The organism is Pseudarthrobacter humi, from assembly GCF_024294965.1.
In the GTDB taxonomy this organism is placed as follows: Bacteria; Actinomycetota; Actinomycetes; order Actinomycetales; family Micrococcaceae; genus Arthrobacter; species Arthrobacter humi.
The window spans coordinates 82,353-101,123 of the sequence record NZ_JANCLV010000004.1 but is presented as its reverse complement, the minus strand read 5'-3'; the positions used below and the strand labels follow the sequence as shown (position 1 = coordinate 101,123).

At 64.4% G+C, this 18,771-nt stretch carries 19 protein-coding genes, 1 tRNA gene and 1 pseudogene; 10 read left to right on the top strand and 11 right to left on the bottom strand.

The annotated features are described in order from the left end of the window. Positions 1–27 precede the first annotated feature (27 nt). Positions 28–807 carry a phosphate ABC transporter ATP-binding protein PstB gene (pstB, locus tag NFC73_RS07640; protein ID WP_058930354.1) on the top strand — a complete coding sequence of 260 codons (780 nt, stop codon included), beginning with the start codon at positions 28–30 and terminating at the stop codon, positions 805–807. A gap of 25 nt (positions 808–832) precedes the next feature. On the opposite strand, the gene NFC73_RS07635 is transcribed toward pstB, so the two are convergent. The 3 genes from NFC73_RS07635 to NFC73_RS07625 all read right to left on the bottom strand — a co-directional run bounded on the left by NFC73_RS07635 (position 833) and on the right by NFC73_RS07625 (position 3,395). Beyond that, complete coding sequence (locus NFC73_RS07635; RefSeq protein WP_254749008.1) at positions 833–1,846, bottom strand: inorganic phosphate transporter; 1,014 nt, start codon at positions 1,844–1,846, stop codon at positions 833–835. A gap of 1 nt (position 1,847) precedes the next feature. Next, the gene (locus tag NFC73_RS07630; protein ID WP_254749007.1) at positions 1,848–2,465 is read right to left on the bottom strand and encodes a DUF47 domain-containing protein; all 618 of its coding nucleotides are present in this window, start codon (positions 2,463–2,465) and stop codon (positions 1,848–1,850) included. 270 nt (positions 2,466–2,735) lie between these two features. Beyond that, positions 2,736–3,395: a hypothetical protein gene (locus tag NFC73_RS07625; protein ID WP_056347859.1), complete on the bottom strand. Its 660-nt coding sequence runs from the start codon at positions 3,393–3,395 to the stop codon at positions 2,736–2,738. A gap of 205 nt (positions 3,396–3,600) precedes the next feature. On the opposite strand from NFC73_RS07625, the gene NFC73_RS07620 reads away from it, so the two are divergent. After that, positions 3,601–3,673, top strand: a tRNA-Lys gene (locus tag NFC73_RS07620). A gap of 269 nt (positions 3,674–3,942) precedes the next feature. After that, positions 3,943–5,079: a Fic family protein gene (locus NFC73_RS07615; protein ID WP_254749006.1), complete on the top strand. Its 1,137-nt coding sequence runs from the start codon at positions 3,943–3,945 to the stop codon at positions 5,077–5,079. A gap of 4 nt (positions 5,080–5,083) precedes the next feature. Here the strand turns inward: NFC73_RS07615 and NFC73_RS07610 are convergent, their stop codons facing one another. Then, entirely contained in the window at positions 5,084–5,272 is a 189-nt protein-coding gene (locus NFC73_RS07610) for a hypothetical protein (RefSeq protein ID WP_254749005.1), read from the bottom strand. A 13-nt stretch (positions 5,273–5,285) separates the two neighbouring features. Then, a complete protein-coding gene (locus NFC73_RS07605) occupies positions 5,286–5,537 on the bottom strand; it encodes a hypothetical protein (RefSeq protein ID WP_254749004.1) in 252 nt (83 codons plus the stop codon). 499 nt (positions 5,538–6,036) lie between these two features. Between NFC73_RS07605 and NFC73_RS07600 the strand changes: the two genes are divergently transcribed. From NFC73_RS07600 to NFC73_RS07590, 3 genes are read left to right on the top strand one after another with little or no spacing between them, the layout of a single operon-like run. Next, positions 6,037–6,582, top strand: a complete 546-nt coding sequence (locus NFC73_RS07600) for a class IV adenylate cyclase (protein WP_254749003.1) — start codon at positions 6,037–6,039, stop codon at positions 6,580–6,582. Next, complete coding sequence (locus tag NFC73_RS07595) at positions 6,575–7,339, top strand: nucleotidyltransferase domain-containing protein (RefSeq protein WP_254749002.1); 765 nt, start codon at positions 6,575–6,577, stop codon at positions 7,337–7,339. Before NFC73_RS07600 ends, NFC73_RS07595 begins: the two co-directional genes overlap by 8 nt. Before the next feature lie 55 nt (positions 7,340–7,394). Next, complete coding sequence (locus tag NFC73_RS07590) at positions 7,395–7,946, top strand: AAA family ATPase (RefSeq protein ID WP_254749001.1); 552 nt, start codon at positions 7,395–7,397, stop codon at positions 7,944–7,946. 23 nt (positions 7,947–7,969) lie between these two features. Here the strand turns inward: NFC73_RS07590 and NFC73_RS07585 are convergent, their stop codons facing one another. Further along, positions 7,970–8,887: an ANTAR domain-containing protein gene (locus tag NFC73_RS07585; RefSeq protein ID WP_254749000.1), complete on the bottom strand. Its 918-nt coding sequence runs from the start codon at positions 8,885–8,887 to the stop codon at positions 7,970–7,972. A 432-nt stretch (positions 8,888–9,319) separates the two neighbouring features. On the opposite strand from NFC73_RS07585, the gene NFC73_RS07580 reads away from it, so the two are divergent. Both NFC73_RS07580 and NFC73_RS07575 read left to right on the top strand, forming a co-directional pair. Beyond that, positions 9,320–9,904: an HhH-GPD-type base excision DNA repair protein gene (locus NFC73_RS07580; RefSeq protein ID WP_254749455.1), complete on the top strand. Its 585-nt coding sequence runs from the start codon at positions 9,320–9,322 to the stop codon at positions 9,902–9,904. Between the two features lie 73 nt (positions 9,905–9,977). Then, positions 9,978–10,313: pseudogene (locus tag NFC73_RS07575) on the top strand (LacI family transcriptional regulator); the annotation flags it as partial. Between the two features lie 19 nt (positions 10,314–10,332). Here the strand turns inward: NFC73_RS07575 and NFC73_RS07570 are convergent. From NFC73_RS07570 to NFC73_RS07555, 4 genes are all read right to left on the bottom strand, one after another. After that, positions 10,333–11,316: a carbohydrate kinase family protein gene (locus NFC73_RS07570; RefSeq protein ID WP_254748999.1), complete on the bottom strand. Its 984-nt coding sequence runs from the start codon at positions 11,314–11,316 to the stop codon at positions 10,333–10,335. A gap of 126 nt (positions 11,317–11,442) precedes the next feature. Beyond that, positions 11,443–12,237: an ATP-binding cassette domain-containing protein gene (locus tag NFC73_RS07565; RefSeq protein WP_254748998.1), complete on the bottom strand. Its 795-nt coding sequence runs from the start codon at positions 12,235–12,237 to the stop codon at positions 11,443–11,445. Then, positions 12,234–13,283 carry an ABC transporter permease gene (locus NFC73_RS07560; protein WP_254748997.1) on the bottom strand — a complete coding sequence of 350 codons (1,050 nt, stop codon included), beginning with the start codon at positions 13,281–13,283 and terminating at the stop codon, positions 12,234–12,236. Before NFC73_RS07560 ends, NFC73_RS07565 begins: the two co-directional genes overlap by 4 nt. A gap of 27 nt (positions 13,284–13,310) precedes the next feature. Beyond that, entirely contained in the window at positions 13,311–14,423 is a 1,113-nt protein-coding gene (locus tag NFC73_RS07555) for a substrate-binding domain-containing protein (RefSeq protein ID WP_254748996.1), read from the bottom strand. A gap of 164 nt (positions 14,424–14,587) precedes the next feature. Here NFC73_RS07555 and NFC73_RS07550 point away from each other — a divergent pair, with 164 nt between their 5' ends. Together NFC73_RS07550 and NFC73_RS07545 are read left to right on the top strand one after the other, a co-directional pair. Further along, on the top strand, positions 14,588–15,589 hold the full coding sequence (locus NFC73_RS07550) for a LacI family DNA-binding transcriptional regulator (protein WP_254748995.1): 1,002 nt from the start codon (positions 14,588–14,590) through the stop codon (positions 15,587–15,589). Positions 15,590–15,669: 80 nt separating this feature from the next. Further along, a complete protein-coding gene (locus tag NFC73_RS07545) occupies positions 15,670–15,963 on the top strand; it encodes a putative quinol monooxygenase (protein WP_254748994.1) in 294 nt (97 codons plus the stop codon). Positions 15,964–16,037: 74 nt separating this feature from the next. Here NFC73_RS07545 and NFC73_RS07540 read toward each other — a convergent pair whose 3' ends face one another. Further along, entirely contained in the window at positions 16,038–18,743 is a 2,706-nt protein-coding gene (locus tag NFC73_RS07540; RefSeq protein WP_308292659.1) for a GH32 C-terminal domain-containing protein, read from the bottom strand. Positions 18,744–18,771: the final 28 nt, after the last annotated feature.

Here is an 18,771-nt window from a genome sequence, read left to right as displayed (position 1 = left end):
TCCGTACCCAGCAAGTGAAGGAACACCATGTCTAAGCGCATCGACGTCAAAGACCTGAACGTGTACTACGGCGATTTTCTGGCCGTGGAGGATGTCAGCATCAACATCGAGGCCAAGTCCGTAACGGCCTTCATCGGTCCCTCAGGCTGTGGCAAGTCCACGTTCCTGCGCACCCTGAACCGCATGCACGAGGTTCTGCCCGGCGCCCGCGTCGAAGGTGAAGTCCTGATGGACGGCGACAACCTCTACGGCCCCGGCGTGGACCCCGTGACGGTGCGTTCGCAGATCGGCATGGTCTTCCAGCGGCCCAACCCGTTCCCCACGATGTCCATCCGCGACAACGTGCTGGCCGGCGTCAAGCTGAACAACAAGAAGATCTCCAAGGGCGAGGCCGACGTCCTCGTAGAGAGGTCCCTCCAGAGCGCCAACCTCTGGAACGAGGTCAAGGACCGCCTGGAGAAGCCAGGATCCGGCCTGTCAGGCGGCCAGCAGCAGCGACTCTGTATCGCCCGTGCCATTGCGGTGGAACCGCAGGTGATCCTCATGGACGAGCCGTGCTCCGCGCTGGACCCGATCTCCACGCTGGCCATCGAGGACCTTATCAACGATCTGAAGGACCAGTACACCGTGGTGATCGTGACCCACAACATGCAACAGGCCGCCCGCGTTTCGGAAAAGACGGCGTTCTTCAACATTGCCGGTACCGGCAAACCGGGCAAGCTGATCGAATACGGGAACACCCAGACCATCTTCAACAACCCCAACGTGAAGGCTACCGAGGACTACGTCTCCGGCCGCTTCGGCTAGTCCCTGCGGCGTTTAAGGCTTGCGCTCAGCCCGCCAAAGGTGACATCGCCAGGGCCAGCACGAAGGCCCCTGCTGCGGCTGCCGCGGGCGTCAGGACCCACAGTGCCAGGATCTGCATGACCAGTTTCCGGTTGGTGACTGAGAAGTGCTGGTTCTCGCCGGCACCCAGCACGGCCGCGGTGACAGTGTGGGTGGTGGAGAGGGGCCACTGCAACGCAATCGCCCCGAGAAACAGCATCACGCCGCTGAAGGTCTGGGCCACGGAGCCCCGCAACGGGTCCACCCTGGTGATCTTGTAGCCGATGGTGTGCGAGATCCGCCAGCCGCCAAAGAGTGTTCCGGCCGTGATCATCAGGGCGGATACCAATGCCACCCACAGGGGGATACTCTCGCCGTCGGCGTACCCGGCCGCGACCAGGGCCAGGAGCAGCACGGCGCCTACACGCTGGCCGTCCTGCATGCCGTGGCCGAATGCCACGGCCCCTGCCGCGATGGCCTGGCTGCGGCGGAAGCGCTGGTTGATGACGCTCGGCTGGGCGTAGCGCGCCGCCCAGGTCGTTGGGAATACCAGCAGGTACGCGCCAATGTAAGCGACGGCGGGCGAGAGCACCAGCGGCAGGATGACCTGGACCAGCAGGGATTGGTCAACGCTGCCCACTCCCGCCCCGCCCACGGCCAAGCTGGCGAGCCCTGCCCCGACGAGCCCGCCCACCAGGGCGTGCGTGGATGAAGCCGGGATGCCGCGCCACCACATCAGCAGGCCCCATGCACTGGCGCTGGCCAGGGCTGCCACCAAGATGCTGAGGCCGCTTTCGCCATCGGGCAAGTCGATCCACGTGTGGCTGATGGCAACCACGGCAGTGGAGCTGATCAAGGCGCCCACGAAATTGAAGAGGGCGGCCAGCAGCACGGCGACGCTGGGTGTGAGCGCCCTGGTGCGAACAGCCAGCGCAATGGATGTGGAGACGTCCCTGAAGCCGTTAAGAAAGGCGAACACTGCGGTCAGCAGGACCACAACTCCGAAAATTACTGCTGTCACGTCAGGATTCCTTGACGATGATGCTGCCTACCTGGGTAGCGACGCGGCGCATGTCCTTGGTGACTTCCACCAGCTGGTTGGCCACGTCTCGGTTACGGGAATACTGCGCCCACTTCATGTCCCGGATCATGTCCGCCACCCAGACCCGGTGGGTCCGTTCCGCGCGTTTGGCGAGCCTGAGGATCTCGATCCAGTAGTCCTCGAGGTCGTCGAGGTTGTCGAGCCGGCGCATGGCGTCCACTGTGAGCTCGGCCTGCCGGCTGATGATCTCGAGCTGGTCGGCGGCCCGCCGCGGCAGGCGGTCCAGCTGGTACAGGAAAACAAGTTCCGCCGCGCTGTCCAGTTTCTCGAGGGCTTCGTTGAGGTAGCGGGACAGCGCGTACATGTCTTCTCGGGGGAGCGGGTTCACAAAACTCGAACGCATGTGGGTGAGCAAGGCAAAATGCAGTTCGCCGGACCTGGCGTCGTGGTTGTGCATGTCGTCCACGAGCTTGGCGTGCTCCGTGGCAGGTACGCCAAGGATCTCTGCCATGGTGGCGCTGGCATGCACAATTTGCTGGGCCATCTGGGACAGCAGGATCAGCCCTGCGGGCTCCTGGGGAAAAAGGCGCAGCTTCACGTTGGGTACCGGTCTCCGGGGATGTGCAGGGGTCGGGGGCCGCCCACTTGTAACTTGACGCGGGCCAGCAGCTGATGTTGATACTACCGGCCCAGTTGCCGCGGCCTGTAAACAGGCGCAAAAAAATGGTGCCGAACCGGATACGCCTCTCGGCGGTAGGCCGCTCTAGGCGGCTAATTGTTGAAGCCCGGGGGTTTCGCGGCTCGACACCAGTTTCAGTGTTCTACGTTGCTTGGCCCAAGTCAACATTGACAGATCGGCGCCGGTGGTTCAGTCGAGCTCGCCCAGCCGCCAGGCGTTTGCCGCATGTTCAAGGTCCTCGGCCGTCTTCACGAGCTGGTGCGAGTTGCGCGTGAGCTTGCTTGCGTGGGCCTCGTTGCCGAGCTCGGCACCGTCGGCGATCGTCGCCTGGCCCAGCGCCACCACGCGGCAGAACGCGGCGGAACGTTCCAGCGCGACGTCGAACTCGCCGTCGAACGCTCCGGAGAGAATGGCGTCAGCCATGGTCCGCATCTCCTCGGCTCCCGGCGGTTCAGCGGCGCCGGCCACCACGTTGGAAACCTGCGCGGTGTCCTTGCCTGCCCGGAAGTACACGGAGATCCGTTCGGGGTCCTGGACGGTGGCGGCGCGCAGGGCGTACAGCCGCCAGAGGGCGCCGGGCAGCGAACGCGCCGGGCTTTCCGCCCACATCTCCGCGATGGCCTCCAGGCCCTGCTCGTCGGTCAGCTTGACCAGGCGTTCGGTGATGACGGGATCGTCGCTGTCGCGTCCGTGGCGTACCAGTGCCTGCGCGGCGAGGTGGGCCGCCTCGGAGACGCGCGCAGGATCGGGGCCGCCTGCGAACGGCTCAAAGTCGATGGGGGCGAACGGCTTGGGCTTGTGATGCCGGTTGGCTCCGCCGTAATGACTGGGTCCTGCTTGTTCGCTCATGCCCCCCACGCTACTCCTGTGCCGCGCGGGAAATCGAGTACTGTTTGCAGCCAGGATGGACCTTGCCAGCGCGTGTAACGCTGTCCGGAATTCGGAACATACGACGGCGGCGGACAACTTGCGTGTCAAAGCCGCCCCGTGTGTGGGGTAAAGTATTTTACGTCCAGAAATGGACTGGGCTGATCGGTCGTTTGACCGTCGGCTGGGGCCTTTAGCTCAGTTGGTAGAGCATCGGACTTTTAATCCGTGGGTCGTGGGTTCGATCCCCACAGGGCCCACCCACGCAGCAGGTCAGAGGCACATTGCCCCTGACCTGCTTGTGTTTTAGGGCCCCAACCCAACGGAAACCCAAACTAATTCGTTGAAGTGTGCCTAGAGGGTGCGTTGCGTCATGGGTGCCAGCCCGCCACGCATGGTTCATTTTGGTCGCCTATACCACGGCCCGCCCTGTGGATAAGCCATGCATCTTTCTTTGCACATCCTCAAAACATGTAAAAAAAATGGCCTTTTCTTTACATGTCATGCCATACGTTGCTAGTTTCTTTCCATGTCGCCCTGGGATCCCAAGAAACCGCATAACGATCTACTGCCGCTACCGCCCAAGGGCGAGGTGGAAACTGTTGCCGTCCTGAAGCTGGCCATCGAAGCGAGGGCCGCTCTGGCTGCATTGAACCAGGCGACGTTGTCAATGACCAACCCCTCGGTCCTCATAAATGCGATACCGCTGCTCGAAGCGCAAGCGAGCTCGGAAGTGGAAAATATTGTGACCACTACCGATGAGCTATTCATGCACGCCCAAGATGAATCCTCAGCGAACCCCGCGACGCGGGAGGCGCTGAGATACCGCACAGCGCTGTTCGAGGGCTTCGAAAGCGTCACCAGCAGAGGGATCGTAACGACCAACACGGCCCGTGAAGTTTGTTCAATCATCAAGATGCACACGATGGACCTGCGCAGCGGGAATGGAACCTTTATCGGCAACCCCGATACCCAAACGGCCGTCTACACTCCTCCTGAGGGCTACGGAGTCATTGACGCCAAGCTCGGCGACTGGGAGCTCTTCGTCAATTCAAGCGCTGGCTACGATCCACTCGTCCGGATGGCAATTGCTCACTACCAGTTCGAGGCCATACACCCGTTTGAAGACGGCAACGGACGAACGGGGCGAGTTCTCAACGTCTTGATGCTCGTGGCCGCCGGGCTGCTAAGCCAACCTGTTCTATACCTGTCCAGGTACATCATTGGGAACAAGAACGACTACTACAAGAAGCTACTCGCCGTCACCGCCGACGAAGCATGGACTGACTGGATCCTGTACATGCTCGAAGGCGTCCGGCAAACATCGATCTCAACCCTGAAAAAGATCGATGCCATCAGGACTCTTCAGGGAATCATGAAGCTGGAGATGAGCCAAGCAATTTCCGGCGGTGGCCACGTGGGACTACTTGACGTACTGTTCGAGCAGCCCTACTGCAGAATCTCGAACGTCATGGAAGTCTGTGGCGTCTCCCGGCCCACCGCGACCAACTGGCTTAACGCTCTAAAGGACAACAACGTCCTTGTCGATGTGAAGGTCGGACGCGAGCGGCTCTTTATCAACACCCGCTATATGCAGCTCCTCGTAGAAGACGAATCCCCGGCTAGCGAATCTAGCGAATCGACCCAAGAAGAAAAATTGTTCTGAACGCTCACCCGACTTTGTTGTCCAGCACGTCAGCGACTTCCGTGTGCAGCCACTTCCGGCCAACGTGGACGTCCGTGGTCACGGACAACTGGGCATGGCCTGGTTGGTCGGCGCCGACGCTCTTCCGGAAGGTGTGGGACGTGAGCCGCTCCAGCTTGAGCTTGGTACGGACGCGACACCAATGCTTACTCACGGCCGCGGGAAGTTCATCCGGTGAAGGCCTGGGTCAAGATCCGTGGTTCCATTTTCCGTTCGGTGAGGGCTGAGGACAGCACCATCATGGGTGCGATCGCTATACCGACCAGGACCAGGAGCCCGGCGAGGGACGATACTGCGTCCGTCACCGTGAGGATGGCCGTTGTGGCCGCGAAGTAGACCGCGATTCCTAGCAGGAGGCGCTCGGGTCGACGCTTCCACCGTCGGGTGCTGCTGATAAGCCCGCCGAGCAGTCTGGCCACAGAACATTCCCAAGCCAATATTCAGCGCCAACAGGGTGAAAAAGGCTGGGGACTAGGCTTCCTCTGTCGAGGACCCTTGCCGGTGGATGCGTGCCAAACGGCGGCGCAGTCGTTCGTTGGGCCGCAAGAGCGAGCCCGCCGAGGACGATCAATGCAGCTGCGCAAACCGACCCTGCGATGGGATGGACATAGGCGGCTATCAAAACCACCAAGGCGGGTCCGGCAAGGAAAGCGACATTATTCGCTACGGCCTCCAAGGAGAATGCGGCCGTCAGTTGCGACCTATCCACGAGGCGGCTCCAACGAGCCGCTGATAAGGCGCCCAACTGCGGGACAGAGGCGGCAGCAGCGACAGCAGCCAAACAGGTACTGAATAATGGCGCAGCCAGAACCACCGAAGCGACCAATGCAGCGGCAGCGAGGGCATGCACACAAGGGTCGGTGGCGCCGCTCGCGTGGGTGATCTCGTGGGAGGGCCGCGACGTGGTCTAGTGGAATCATGCCGACGAACATCGAAATCAAAGCGCGCGTGGACAGTCTCGAAAAGCTGCTGCCGGTGGTCGCGTCACTGGCAGACGCAGGACCGGAGCATGTTGTGCAGAACGACACGTTCTTCTCCTGCCCCAACGGCCGGCTCAAGCTTCGGGTTCTCCGCGATGGCCGCGGCCTGCTGATCTACTACCGCCGGGCAGACGAACTCGGCCCGAAGCCTTCGTTCTATGTCCATTCGGAAACTTCAGACCCAGAGGGGCTCCGATCAGTCCTGACTGATGCCTATGGCGAAGTTGGGCGAGTTCGAAAGCACCGCACGGTGTTTCGCCTCGGTCAGACCCGGATCCACCTCGACCGCGTCCACGGACTGGGTGAGTTCCTGGAACTGGAAGTCACGGTCGGAGACACGCTGGAGCCTGACGCCGCGGTGTCAGAAGCACACCGACTCCTAGCTGCGTTCGGAATTGAGGACGGCGCGCTCGTAAAGGGTGCCTACTTGGACCTCCTTGACGCCGCCGAAACCACACACATGCGCCCGTGCCCTCGTGGATGACTCCTCGTTCGTTGACCACGTCACCGATCAGCTTGCCGCCCTTCCCGGAGTGCTCGCGGTGTCGCTCGGAGGTTCACGAGCATCCGGCACCCATGGGCCTGGCAGCGACTGGGACTTCGCCCTTTACTACAGGGACCGGTTCGATCCCGCCGACCTGCGGGCCCTCGGCTGGGAAGGAACGGTCTCAGAAATAGGTGGCTGGGGTGGCGGTGTCTTCAACGGCGGAGCCTGGCTTGAAATCGAGGGCCGTCGGGTCGATGTCCACTACCGAGACCTGCACGTTGTCGAATATGAGCTGGCCGAGGCCCAGCAGGGCCGCTTTCACATCGAGCCCCTCATGTTCCACCTGGCCGGTATCCCCAGCTATCTGGTAGTCGCCGAACTCGCGATGAATCGCGTCCTGCGGGGGGATCTGCCCCATCCGGCATACTCACAGCGCCTCCGGGACACGGCGTCGCTTGATTGGCGCGGCCGGGCCGACCTCACGTTGCACTACGCGCGGGCTGCCTACGTCGACGCCGGGAAGCTGACGGAGCTGGCCGGCGCCCTTGCCACATCCGCAATGATGACCGCCCACGCTGTACTGGCTGCTCGCGGTGAGTGGGTCACGAACGAGAAACGGCTTCTGGAACGCGCCGGATTACGTGACGTAGACGAGCTCATCACAGGCCTCCGCGCCGACCCACCCGCTCTTGAAGATGCGATCGAACAGGCCAATCGGCGCTTTCACCGGGCCTTGGGCACCGCCAACGGCTAGCTGCGGTCCGGGTATCTGAGTTGCAGGCCCGGGCCGCGGCGCATTCACTTGGGAGATGAATGCACATCCTCTTCCAGACATCGCCGTCCCCGTGCGCCGCCTCGTGCTCATCATCGGACCGATCGCCTCAGGCAAAAGCACGTTGGCCGATACTCTCGCTGACAAGCTGCGAAGCAGCGGCGAGGCGGTGGCCGTGGTCGGTCTGGACACCGTCGCCGAGATGGCCTTGCCGACACTGACCGACTGGAGTTGGGCACACGAGGTCCACGGGCAGCTTGTTGGTGCCTGGCTGGAAAAGCCGATCCCGACCGTGATCGCCGAGGGGCCTGCAACACCTGAGGAGATCGAGCAGATCATGCGTCACGTTGGCCCGGATGTCAGCGTCCGGAAGGTGCTGATCACAGCGAGGTATGAAACCGCCCTGGCACGGGTCATCCAAGACCCGACGCGTGGGCTATCAAAGGACCCGGAATTTCTCCAGCGAATGTACCGGCGGTTCGAGCAGACGCGGCCGGACATTGCCCATGACGTCCAGTTCGACACCGAGGAATTGTCGTCATCTGACATCGCGGAGCGGGTGATCGACGGACTTCCCAAGCTGGGCTAGGTGCCTCGGCCCCGAAGGGAAGCCTAATGCTCGAAATGCGTGTCCGGTGCTCCGCCCGGCAGGTTCGCCAGGATGCCCTCAGCCACCTTGCGGAGTTTGATGTTCCGGTGGCTGGATGCCTTGGCGATGATGGCAATTGCGTCGTTGTAGGAGCACCTGTTCTGCGCCATGATGACGCCGCAGGCAATGTCGATGGACGTCCGGCTTTCCAAGGCTGACTGCAGGTCCGACGCCCTGGTAGTGGCCGACTCCAACTCAAGGGCCAGCCTGAGGCCGCGGGACGCGAGGTCGGTGAAACTGCGGGCCTCGGCGATGACGTGCTGCGGGAACGCCTGGGGGTTGGCTGCGAAGAAGGCGAGGGCGGCCTCGGTGCCCTCATCCAGGGAAAGCCGCAGGCCCAGGACGCTGTCGAACCCGGCGTCCTGCAAGTACGGCCTGTAGAGTCCCCAGCGGAAGTCGGAGGCCACATGGTTCATGGCCGCGGTCCCTGTGCCGGTGAGGGCTTCGGTCAGGGGGCCTTCGCCGACCTCATTTTCCAGCCGGGCCAACGTCGCGGTCCGCGTGCCGGTTCCAGCGGTGGCTCTGGAGCGTTTGGCCCGGACCAGGGCCACGGCGCTTTCGATGGGAACGCCGGCTAGCCGGCTCAGCGTGGCCGCTCCCAGGTGGGCCAGGATCTCCAGGGAGCCAGACAGGTCCTTCGCGCCGGTGACCAAATCGGGGATAAGCCCGTCGGCGCCGACCAGCCCGATGGGGAACGCCTTGGCTGCCGGTTCCGCGCCAGGACGATCGCCCGGTGCCGGGTTGGGCCTGCGGTCCGGGATTGCCGCCGGCCCCGGATGCGGAGCTGCATGCTGGGTGGTGTGCTGGGCTGGATGAGCGGGCGCTGGCCTCCTGCCCGCCGACGCGTGTGCCTGGGAAGCCTCGGACCGGGAATACTTCACGTCGGCCTCCCGCCGGGACACCAGGAACTGATTGGAAACGTTGGATGAATGTGAAGCGTGGAGGACAAAGGGCCGGCGACGGCTGGGGGAGAGGCCTTGGTCTCTAAGACCTCCTCGTCGCCGGCCCCGCTTATTTCCCGGACCCCTTGGAGCGGGAAAACGCGGCTGTCGAGTCGTGTATTCATCCTTCCCACAACCCCCTAGTGAGACATCCAAACCAGTGCGGTTTTCGAGTCTTAACTCATTAGTCGAAGGTAGTTCCGGCAGGGTCCCCGGCAACCGCGTAATCGGTACTTGTTTTTCAAATTAGGTAGTACTTGGTTTTTCGGAGGAACTACGCAACTCCGCGCTGATGATTCTCCCCCTCTAGCACGATCACCATGAGCATGGACAAAACTGCAGGTCATGACGCAGGCCGCGGGAGGTGGAAAGATGAGGACCATGGAACTGCATATCACCGGCGACCCGGCCGCCGACCAACTGCTGACCGATGACGCGTTTGCGCTGCTGACGGGCATGCTGCTGGACCAGCAGGTAACCATGGAATCCGCCTTTGCCGGGCCGGAGAAGATCCGGTCCCGGATCGGGTCCATCGCCCCGGCTGCGGTTGCCGCGTACGAACCCCAGGCGTTCGTCGAGGTGTTCAAGGAACGGCCCGCGGTGCACCGGTTCCCCGGCTCGATGGCTGGACGCGTCCAGGCGCTTGCCGAGACGGTGCAGCATGACTGGGACGGCGACGCAACGCTGATTTGGACCAAGGGCGACCCGGACGGCCCAGAGGTGCTGCGCCGCCTGCAGGCACTGCCAGGATTCGGGGAGCAGAAGGCAAAGATCTTCCTTGCGCTCCTGGGAAAGCAGCGCGGGCTGAACGCACCTGGCTGGCGCGAGGCCGCCGGCCACTACGGCCAGGAGGATGCCTTCCTTTCGGTTGCCGACATCGTGAGTCCTGAATCGCTAGCCAAGGTGCGGGCCAGCAAGCAGGCAGCAAAGGCGGCGGCCAAGGCTGCCAAAGGCTGACCGCTCATGGCAGTGACCATGAACGATGTGACGCGCGTCGCCGGGGTGTCGTTAAAGGCCGTGTCGAACGTGCAAGCCGGTGGTGCTGCTCGGGGAGCACCTGGCGGATCCCCGGCTGGACCTGGCACCATGAAAAACCAGGACGCCGCCCACGCCCTCACCGCCCACCTGTTGGCGGGAGGCCGCCGTCGTATTGCCGTGCTCGGCGCCCATCCTGGCGAATCAGCGGGCTCGGCCGGTCTGCGGCTCAACGGTTATGGAGGACACCGGTGTCCCGTTTGACCCGGCCCTGGTGGCACCGGATGAATGGCGCCGCGACGGGGGAGCAGTCGCCGTCGCCGGCCTCCTGGAGCGCGGCGTTCCGTTCGACGCCGTCTTCGGGCTCAACGACGCCCTCGCCCTGGAGGCTGCCGCCGGACACCAGTTCCTCAGACCACGACGGCGGCAGTAGCCTTCGTTCCTTGGATCACTTCCGCCCCCGGCAGGTCCGCAGCCAGCTCCACGGCCGTGGGAGGATTAGCGCCCGGACGGCGAACGGTAATGGCTGCCGCCTTCGACGCCAAGTGCCCGATCGTGGCCAGGACGTCCTGTCCCAGACCCTCGGTGCGCCGCGACAGCAGGCCGCAGATCAGGGCTGCCATGTACGAATCACCGGCGCCGATGGTATCCGCCACCGTGGACCGGATGGCCGGAATGTAAAGCTGTGTGGCGGGCGTCGCCAACAATGAACCTTCTCCGCCGAGGGTGACCACTGCCAGTCCCGCGCCCAGCCGCAGGATCCGTTCTGCCGCGTCCTCAAGGCCGACTCCGGGGTACAGCCATGCGGCATCCTCATCGCTGAGCTTGACCACGTCCGTCAGCGGAACCAGGTCCTCGAAAATCCGCACGGCCTCTGCCTGGCTGCCCAGCAATGCGGGCCTGATGTTCGGATCATAGGTGACGAGGCAACCGCGGTGCGACTGTTCCAGAAGTGCCCGCACCGCCGTCGCGCCCGGCGCCAGGAAGGTGGCGATGGATCCGGTGTGGAGAACTTTGGGCAGGTGGGCGGGGGTCGCTGCAGGCAGTTCCCAGCTGATGTCGAAGTCGTAGGTGGCGGAGCCGTCCACGGCGAGGGTTGCCGTGGCGGACGCTGTTCGCGCAGCGGACATTGAGCCTGGTAGGAGTTCGACGCCGGCGCTTCGCAGGTGCGCTTCGATCGCCTCGCCGCGGGCGTCTGCGCCCAGCGACGTCAGCAGCGCGGTGGATACGCCGAGTCGTCCCAGGCCGTAGGCCACGTTCATCGGCGAGCCACCTGGATGCTCTACGGGGCCGTTGCTTGAGGCGACAACGTCGACGAGCGCTTCGCCGACGACGACGACGTCAGGGGCCGCCGGGCGAGCTGCGGACGCGGGGCTGGGGGATTTGCTGTGCACGGAAGAGCCTTTCATGGGGCCGTCCGCGGGCCTGGTGCAGGCCCGCGGACGGAGGGTGGAGACGGCGTCGGGTTGGGGATCAACCGGTTCGGGGTGAACCGGGTGGCGCAGGTCAGTGGTGCTGGGTCAGGCTGTGGCGGCACCGGTCATGATGGCCACCGCATCGGTCATCGTGTGGGACTGGGGGGTGATGGTGGCCGCGCACTTGCCCAGGCGCTGGATGTGGATCCGGTCCGCCACGTCGAACACGTGCGGCATGTTGTGGCTGATCAGGATCACGGGCAGTCCCCGGTCCCGGAGGTCCCTGACCAGCTGCAGGACCTGGTTGGACTCCCTGACGCCGAGGGCCGCCGTCGGCTCATCCAGCACCACTACCTTTGAACCGAACGCCGCGGCGCGGGCCACTGCGACAGCCTGGCGCTGGCCGCCGGAGAGGTTCTCCACCGGCACGGTCACGTCCTGGAGCGTGGAGATTCCGAGCCGCGTCAACTCCTGTTTGGCCTTCAAGCGCATGCCTTTGGTGTCCAGCATCCGGAACACGCTCCCGAGGAGTCCCGCACGGCGTTCCTCCCGGCCCAGGAACAGGTTGGAGGCAACGTCCAGGGCCGGGGAAACCGCCAGGTTCTGGTAGACGGTCTCGATGCCGTGGACCCGGGCGTCCTGCGGTCGCTTGAAGTGCACCGGCTGTCCTGACACAAAGAGCTCGCCGGAGTCGGGGACTTCTGCCCCTGTGAGGCATTTGATCAGGGTGGATTTGCCTGCCCCGTTGTCGCCGATGATCGCCAGGACTTCACCGGGGTAGAGGTCCAGGCTGACGCCGTCGAGACCCACCACCCGGCCGAAGGTCTTGACGAGGTTCCTGGCCTGCAGGATGGGCTGGCGGACCTCGGTGCCGGCGGATTCCAGCTGGGACGCGGTCATGACTTCACCTTTCGGATCCACTGGTCGATGGACACAGCGAGGATGATGAGGACGCCCACGGCGAGGGTCTGGTACAGCACGTCCAGGCCGGCAAGGGAGAGTCCGTTGCGGAAGACGCCGACGATCAGGGCGCCCAGGAGGGTTCCCCACACCGAACCGCGCCCGCCGAAGAGGCTGGTCCCCCCGATCACGACGGCGGTGATGGAGTCGAGGTTCAGGTCCACGCCAGCGTTGGGGCTGGCTGCGTTGGTGCGGCCGATCTGGATCCAGGCGCCGATGGCCAGGACGGCGCCGGCGGCGAGGTAGACGCTCATGAGGACTTTGTTCACGGCGATGCCGGCCAGGCGGGCCGCTTCTTTGTCGTCGCCCACGGCGTAGACGTGCCGGCCCCAGGCGGTTTTGCCCAGGATGAACGCGATGGCGATGTAGAGAAGCAGCATCACGACGACGCCGGTGGAGATCCGCACAGGGCCCACCGGGAAGGTGCTTCCTGTCCAGGTCAGCAGGTCCGGCATTGCCGAGCCGCGAACTGTCGCTCCGTTGGAGTAGAGCAGCGTCAGCGCGATGAAGATGTTGAGCGTGCCCAGGGTGACGATGAACGGGGGGAGGCGGAACCTGGTGACCAGGAACCCGTTCACGGCGCCGGCGGCGAGTCCGACGACCAGGCCTGCGAGCAGCGCAACGGGTGCCGGCAGTCCGTTGTTGACGGCGAGCTGGGCCACGACCATGGAAGAGAGGATCATGACGGCTCCGACGGACAGGTCGATGCCGGCGGTGAGGATGATGAGCGTCTGGGCGATGGCCAGGGTGCCCACCACGGACACCTGCTGGGTAATCAGCGAGAGGTTTTCAACCCGCAGGAACCTGTCATTGAGCAGCCCGAACACGACGACGGCGATAAGAAGGACGAGTGCGGGGCTGACGGCGGGGTAGCGGTGGAGGATGTTGCGTATCCGGCTGAGCGGCGTCCTGCGGTCCAGGAATTCTTCTGCCAGGTCGGTTTGCTTCCCCGCGGCGGGCGGACCGGCGGTCTGTTGCTGGGTCACGGTTTCTCCTGAGATCGTTCCGCCCTCTTACTTGCCCCAGCAGATGTTGCTGGCCTCGGTAGTGGTGATGCTCTTGACGCCGTCTGCGGGCTTGTCCGTAACCAGCTCAACACCGGTGTTGAAGAAGTCCAGGCCCTCGGAGTTGGCAGGCTTCTTGCCGGTCTTGGCAAGTTCGACGATGGCCTTCACGCCCATTTCGGCCATCTTGACCGGGTACTGCTGTGCGGTGGCGCCGATGACGCCGGACTTCACGTTGTCCACGCCGGCGCAGCCGCCGTCTACCGAGACAATCAGTACGTCCTTCTCCTTGCCGGCTGACTTCAGGGCTTCATACGCGCCCGCTGCGGCGGGTTCATTGATGGTGTAGACAACGTTGATGTTGGGGTTCTTGGACAGGAGGGTCTCCATGCCGGTACGGCCGCCGTCCTCGGCACCCTGGGAGGCCTGGCTGCCAACGATCTCGTAGTCGCCGCCCTTGCCGCCGGTGTACTTGCCGGTCTTGGCTTCGTCGCCGTTCTTCTTGGCGTCCGCGGTGTCGATGCCCAGGCCTGTGAGGAAGCCCTGATCGCGGTTGTAGTCAACGGAGACAACCTTGTCGTCGAACAGGTCAAGCAGGGCGATCGTGGCCTTCTTGCCGCCCAGCTGCGCGGCGGTCCATTTGCCGATCAGCTCTCCGGCGGCGAAGTTGTCCGTGGCGAAGGTGATGTCCGCGGCGTCGGCCGGGTCAGGCGGCGTGTCGAGGGCAATCACAAAGAGCCCGGCGTCCTTGGCCTTCTTCAGGGCGTCCACCACGGACGGGCCGTTGGGGGTGATCAGGATTCCCTTGTCGCCTTTGGAGATGGCGTTTTCGATGGCCTGGATCTGGGTGTCCTCATCGCCGTCGGCCTTGCCCGCGGCGAGCTTCAGGTCAACGCCGTCTGCCTCCGCTGCCTTCTTGGCGCCCTCCTGCATGGAAACGAAGAACGGGTTGGACGTGGTCTTGACGATCAGCGACACGCCCACCTTTTCGCCGGAGTCGGTGCCGGAGGTGGACGGGGAATTTCCGCCGCAGGCCGCGAGGCTCAGGGTTCCGAGGGTCAGGACGGCGCCCACGGCAACCAGGCGGCGGGTGATGGTGCGCGGTGTCTTAGAAGTCAACATTGAATCTCCTGGGTTCGTGGCACATCCCGTGCCTGACAACGATGTCAGGCATCATGTAATCAGCGTCACACGGTAGAGTCAAGGTAAATTCGATGATGAAGGACGAAGTCATGACAACGATGTCTAATCGTTACCAAGCGGCCCCGCCTAAGGATCGGCCCACCATGCGCCATGTCGCCGCCTTGGCCGGGGTGGGCATCAAGACCGTCTCCCGGGTGATGAACGATGAACCGGGTGTCTCCGAGGCCACCCGGCAGAGGGTTCTCGGCGCGTCGCAGCAGCTCAACTACCAGCTGGATATGGCGGCGGGAAGCCTCCGCCGCACGGGACGCCAGACACTCTCCGTTGGGCTGCTTCTGCCCAGCGTGGCCAACCCGTTCAGCAGCGAGATCCACCGGGCAATGGAAGACACCCTGGCGGCCCGCGGGATTGCCGTGTTCGCCGCCAGCCTGGACGATGACCCCGAGCGGGAAAAGGCGCTTGTGTCCGCGTTCCTTGGCCGGCGCGTGGATGGCCTGGTCCTGACCCCCATCGCAAGGAGCCAGGCGTACGCCATTCCGGAGCACTCCCGGGACCTTCCCATGGTCTTCATCGACCGCGAGCCGGTGGGTATCGAGGCCGACGCCGTCGTGACGGATAACGCCGTTGGCGCAGCGCGGGCGGCTGCCCACCTTCTGGCTCACGGGCACACGAGGCTGGCATACCTGGGGGACCGCACGGACATCCAGACCGCCCGGGAACGGCGGCGCGGCTTCATCGAGGAACTGGGCCGGGCCGGGCAACCGACGGCCGCCGTTCCGATCCGGGAGGGACTGCACGATGAGGAATCAGCGCGGAAGGCCGCTCTTGAGATCCTCAAGGCCGAGAACCCGCCGACGGCCATCTTCTCCAGCCAGAACCTCGTCACGTTCGGCGTCATGCGCGCCTTGAAGGAACTTGGTGCCAGCCGCCGTGTGGCACTGGTGGGCTTTGACGACTTCACGCTGGCGGACATGATGGAGCCCGGCATCACGGTCATTGCGCAGCACCCCGAGCGGATCGGCGAGCTCGCCGCGGAACGTCTGCTCGCCCGGATCGACGGCGACAGCAGCGCACCGCAGACCTACGTTGTTCCGTCCGAGCTCATCCAGCGCGGCTCCGGAGAGCTCCCGCCGCCCGCTGGCTGAAAACGGCAGACCAACCACCCGGAAACCGACCACCAGCAGACCCAACCACCAGCAAATCCAAGAAATCCAGAGGGGACATCATGACAAAAACGCTCTACGCCGAATTCACCGTCAAGCCCGGCAGCGAGGACCGGGTGGCAGAAATGATGCGCGAGCTGACCGAGGAAGTGCGGCGGGAACCCGGGAACCAGCTGTTCCTGCCCTACACCCGGGAAGCGAATCCGCGTGAGTACTTCGTTTTCGAGGTCTACGAGGACGATGCCGCTTTCCAGGAGCACATCAGCGCGGACTACGGCGCCCGGTTCAACGGCGAGCTCGCGGACCTGATTGAAGAGGACGGCTCAATACTGACCTGGCTGCAACCGGTCCACTGACTGCAAAGCCGGGCTTGTCCGCGGTTCCGAACCTTCAAGGCAGGGAACCGCGGACAAGCCCGGGCCGGTTCAGCCTACTTCCGGCGGTCCATGACCGGGTTGGTCAACGTGCTGAACATCGACTGCGCCACCGGAGTCACGGTGATTGACTTCAGCTGCGCCGTGCCGCCGTCGGCAAAGAGCGCCACCTGGTTAGCTCCCGCTGCGGGGAACACCTGGTCCGTGATGGTCCGCTGCCCACCTTGGGTGAAGACCTCCACGGAAGACCTGTCGACATACACCCTCAGCGTGACTGTGCCGTCTGCATCCAGGGTTACGGGTGCGGAGTCCACGGAGGTGAACAGCGGATGGAAGCCGGTCTCTCCCGAATTCTCCCGGTCCACGTACACCTCGCCGGTGGTCCGGTCGTAGCCGATCTCGGTGGCGGTGTTGCCGATCCCCAGTACGGTGATTCCGGCCCGTGAAGCCGTGCCCGGCGCCAGCGTGACGTCGATCCGCTGGACCTGGCCCCAGGCTGCCGCGGGCAGCGCAGTGGTCCCCGGGGCAATGTCCCGGGCGCGCTTCTCGGCGTAGCTCGGCTTCACAGCGAGGTCATCCACCTGCTTGACAGCCCTCTGGGTGAGGCGCGGTCCGGCCGGAGTCTGCGTCAGCGCTACTTCCCGGGGCAGTGACATGGCGCTGCGCCACGGCGAAGTGGGGATGGCCTGCGCATAGTCCCAGTTGTTCATCCAGCCCAGCATGACGCGTTTGTCCTGGGGCATGTTGGCGAACGAAACGGCGGCATAGTAGTCGCGGCCGTAGTCCAGCCAGTCGTAGGTCTGGATCCGCGGTGTGGCTGCCTGCGCCGACGCCACGAATTCATCCGCCAGGATGTGGCCCCAGCCGAAGCGGTTGTTGTCCACCACCCTGATGCTGGCCTGCCGGCCCTTGAATTCGGCAACGTTCCACGAGGCCCAGTCCAGAACCTCGCTGTTGGCGCCGGTGGCGGTCCGGACCACCTGGCCGTCCACCACCAGGTTCACGGTGGTCTCGTCGGACCGCGGCACCGCGGCCTGGTCGGTGAGCATCACGTGGTCCAGTGTCAGGTGGCCCCAACCGCCCGTTGCCTGGTCCACGATCCGCAGCTGTGCCTCCTGCCCCGCGAACTCGGAAACGTCCCAGCCCTTCCAGTTCAGGGCGCCGGCGTCGTCCCCGGCCAGGCTGCGGACAACGTTGCCGCCCACCAGCAGCTGCACCTCCAGCTGCTGGCCTGAGCCCGCGGCCCGGTGTCCGCCGCCCACCAGCATGCTGATGAAGTCACGGGAGAGCGTAAACGACGGCGACGTCATGGTTCCCTGCCTGTCGTCGCCTGGTGCGCCGCCGGTATCAAACGTATTGATCCGCTTGGCGCCGATGAAGAAGTCACCGCCGGACGTGGCGGGCTGGAACGAAGGTGCGAGGTCGGCGGTTCCGGTCCAGCCGGCGTCGGCCATTGAGGTTCCGTCCGGAACCTCGAAGCCGTTGAAAAGCAGGTCCCCGGCCGGCGGGGTGTTGTCCAGCTTGTCAGAGACGCGGGGATGCTGGCCGCCGCCCACCAGGAAATTCAGGTAGTCGGTAGTGACCGTGAACTGAGGTGATTCCGCGGTGCCCAGGGGCCAGTCGCCGTCGTTGAAGGAGTTGATCAGCCCCGCCCCTGCAAAGCCGCTCACCGTGTTTTGTCCCGGCAGCGAGCCGGCCGCGGGTGCATCTCCGAACGGGCCGTTCTTCCAGTTTCCTGGCTCGTTGGCAACCGTCCAGCCGTCGTAGGTGCCGGTGTTGAAACCGGCGATCGGTGTCCCGGCAGGCAGGGCCTCACTTGCCTTGGTGGTTTCGGAGGTGAAGGTGGTGCCGTCGAAGTCGCCAACAAAGTACTGGCCGGCCGATCCGCCCGCGACGCCCCCTGGGTTGATGTTGACCACCATGACCCACTTGATGTTGGCGGGATCGCCGTCCACGGCCAGGGGGAAGAGGTCCGGGCATTCCCAGAGCCCGCCCGTGGCATTGGCCGGCCCGAACTCGCTCAGGAGCGTCCAGTCCTTGAGGTTCCCGGATTTGTAGAGCAGAACCCGGTGGTTGGCGGCTTCGACGGCGGCCATCACCCAGTAGCCGCCGCCATCGGGGGTGCTGTACCAAAAGACCTTGGGATCGCGGAAGTTTGCCGAGTTGCGGTTCAGCACCGGGTTGGCGTCGTACTTGGTCCAGGTCTGGCCGTCATCCAGGCTGTAGGCGAGCGACTGTGCCTGCAGGCCCTGGTGGGGTGAGCCGGGCTTGTACGCGCTGGTGTAGACAGCCACCAGCGGCGGGTTCTCCGCAGTTCCCAACCCTGAGGTGTTGTCCTTGTCCACCACCACGCTGCCGGAGAAGATGTCCTGCTGGTCATCGGTGGCGATGGCCACCGGCTGCTCGGTCCAGTGCGTCAGGTCCTTGGACGTGGCATGCCCCCAGGACATGTTGCCCCACGTGTTTCCCGACGGGTTGTGCTGGTAATACAGGTGGTAGACGCCCTTGTGGAAGACCATACCGTTGGGGTCGTTCATCCAGTTCTGTTTTGGCGTGTAGTGGAAGGCAGGCCGGTACTGTTCCCCGCCGAGGGGCGTTCCGGAGCCGGCGTCAGCGTCGTAAACGGTTCGTGGGGCTGGTGTGGTTGCCGGTGCTGCCGTGCCCCAGGCCGGGGCCGAACCGGCGAGCGTTGCCGTGAGGCTGAGGCCGGCCAGCGTGAGTGCCGAACACGTAAGGAGCGTTCGGGATTTGTTGATCTGCATGGATAGGGGTTGCCCTTCATCGCGCGTG

Bases quoted from the DNA above. Each gene is read 5' to 3' on its own strand.
- pstB (WP_058930354.1), top strand. From the start codon at position 28: ATGTCTAAGCGCATCGACGTCAAAGACCTGAACGTGTACTACGGCGAT.
- NFC73_RS07590 (WP_254749001.1), top strand. From the start codon at position 7,395: ATGAATGCACATCCTCTTCCAGACATCGCCGTCCCCGTGCGCCGCCTC.
- NFC73_RS07600 (WP_254749003.1), top strand. From the start codon at position 6,037: ATGCCGACGAACATCGAAATCAAAGCGCGCGTGGACAGTCTCGAAAAG.
- NFC73_RS07540 (WP_308292659.1), bottom strand. From the start codon at position 18,743: ATGCAGATCAACAAATCCCGAACGCTCCTTACGTGTTCGGCACTCACG.
- NFC73_RS07555 (WP_254748996.1), bottom strand. From the start codon at position 14,423: ATGTTGACTTCTAAGACACCGCGCACCATCACCCGCCGCCTGGTTGCC.
- NFC73_RS07615 (WP_254749006.1), top strand. From the start codon at position 3,943: ATGTCGCCCTGGGATCCCAAGAAACCGCATAACGATCTACTGCCGCTA.
- NFC73_RS07545 (WP_254748994.1), top strand. From the start codon at position 15,670: ATGACAAAAACGCTCTACGCCGAATTCACCGTCAAGCCCGGCAGCGAG.
- NFC73_RS07565 (WP_254748998.1), bottom strand. From the start codon at position 12,237: ATGACCGCGTCCCAGCTGGAATCCGCCGGCACCGAGGTCCGCCAGCCC.
- NFC73_RS07625 (WP_056347859.1), bottom strand. From the start codon at position 3,395: ATGAGCGAACAAGCAGGACCCAGTCATTACGGCGGAGCCAACCGGCAT.
- NFC73_RS07550 (WP_254748995.1), top strand. From the start codon at position 14,588: ATGCGCCATGTCGCCGCCTTGGCCGGGGTGGGCATCAAGACCGTCTCC.
- NFC73_RS07580 (WP_254749455.1), top strand. From the start codon at position 9,320: ATGAGGACCATGGAACTGCATATCACCGGCGACCCGGCCGCCGACCAA.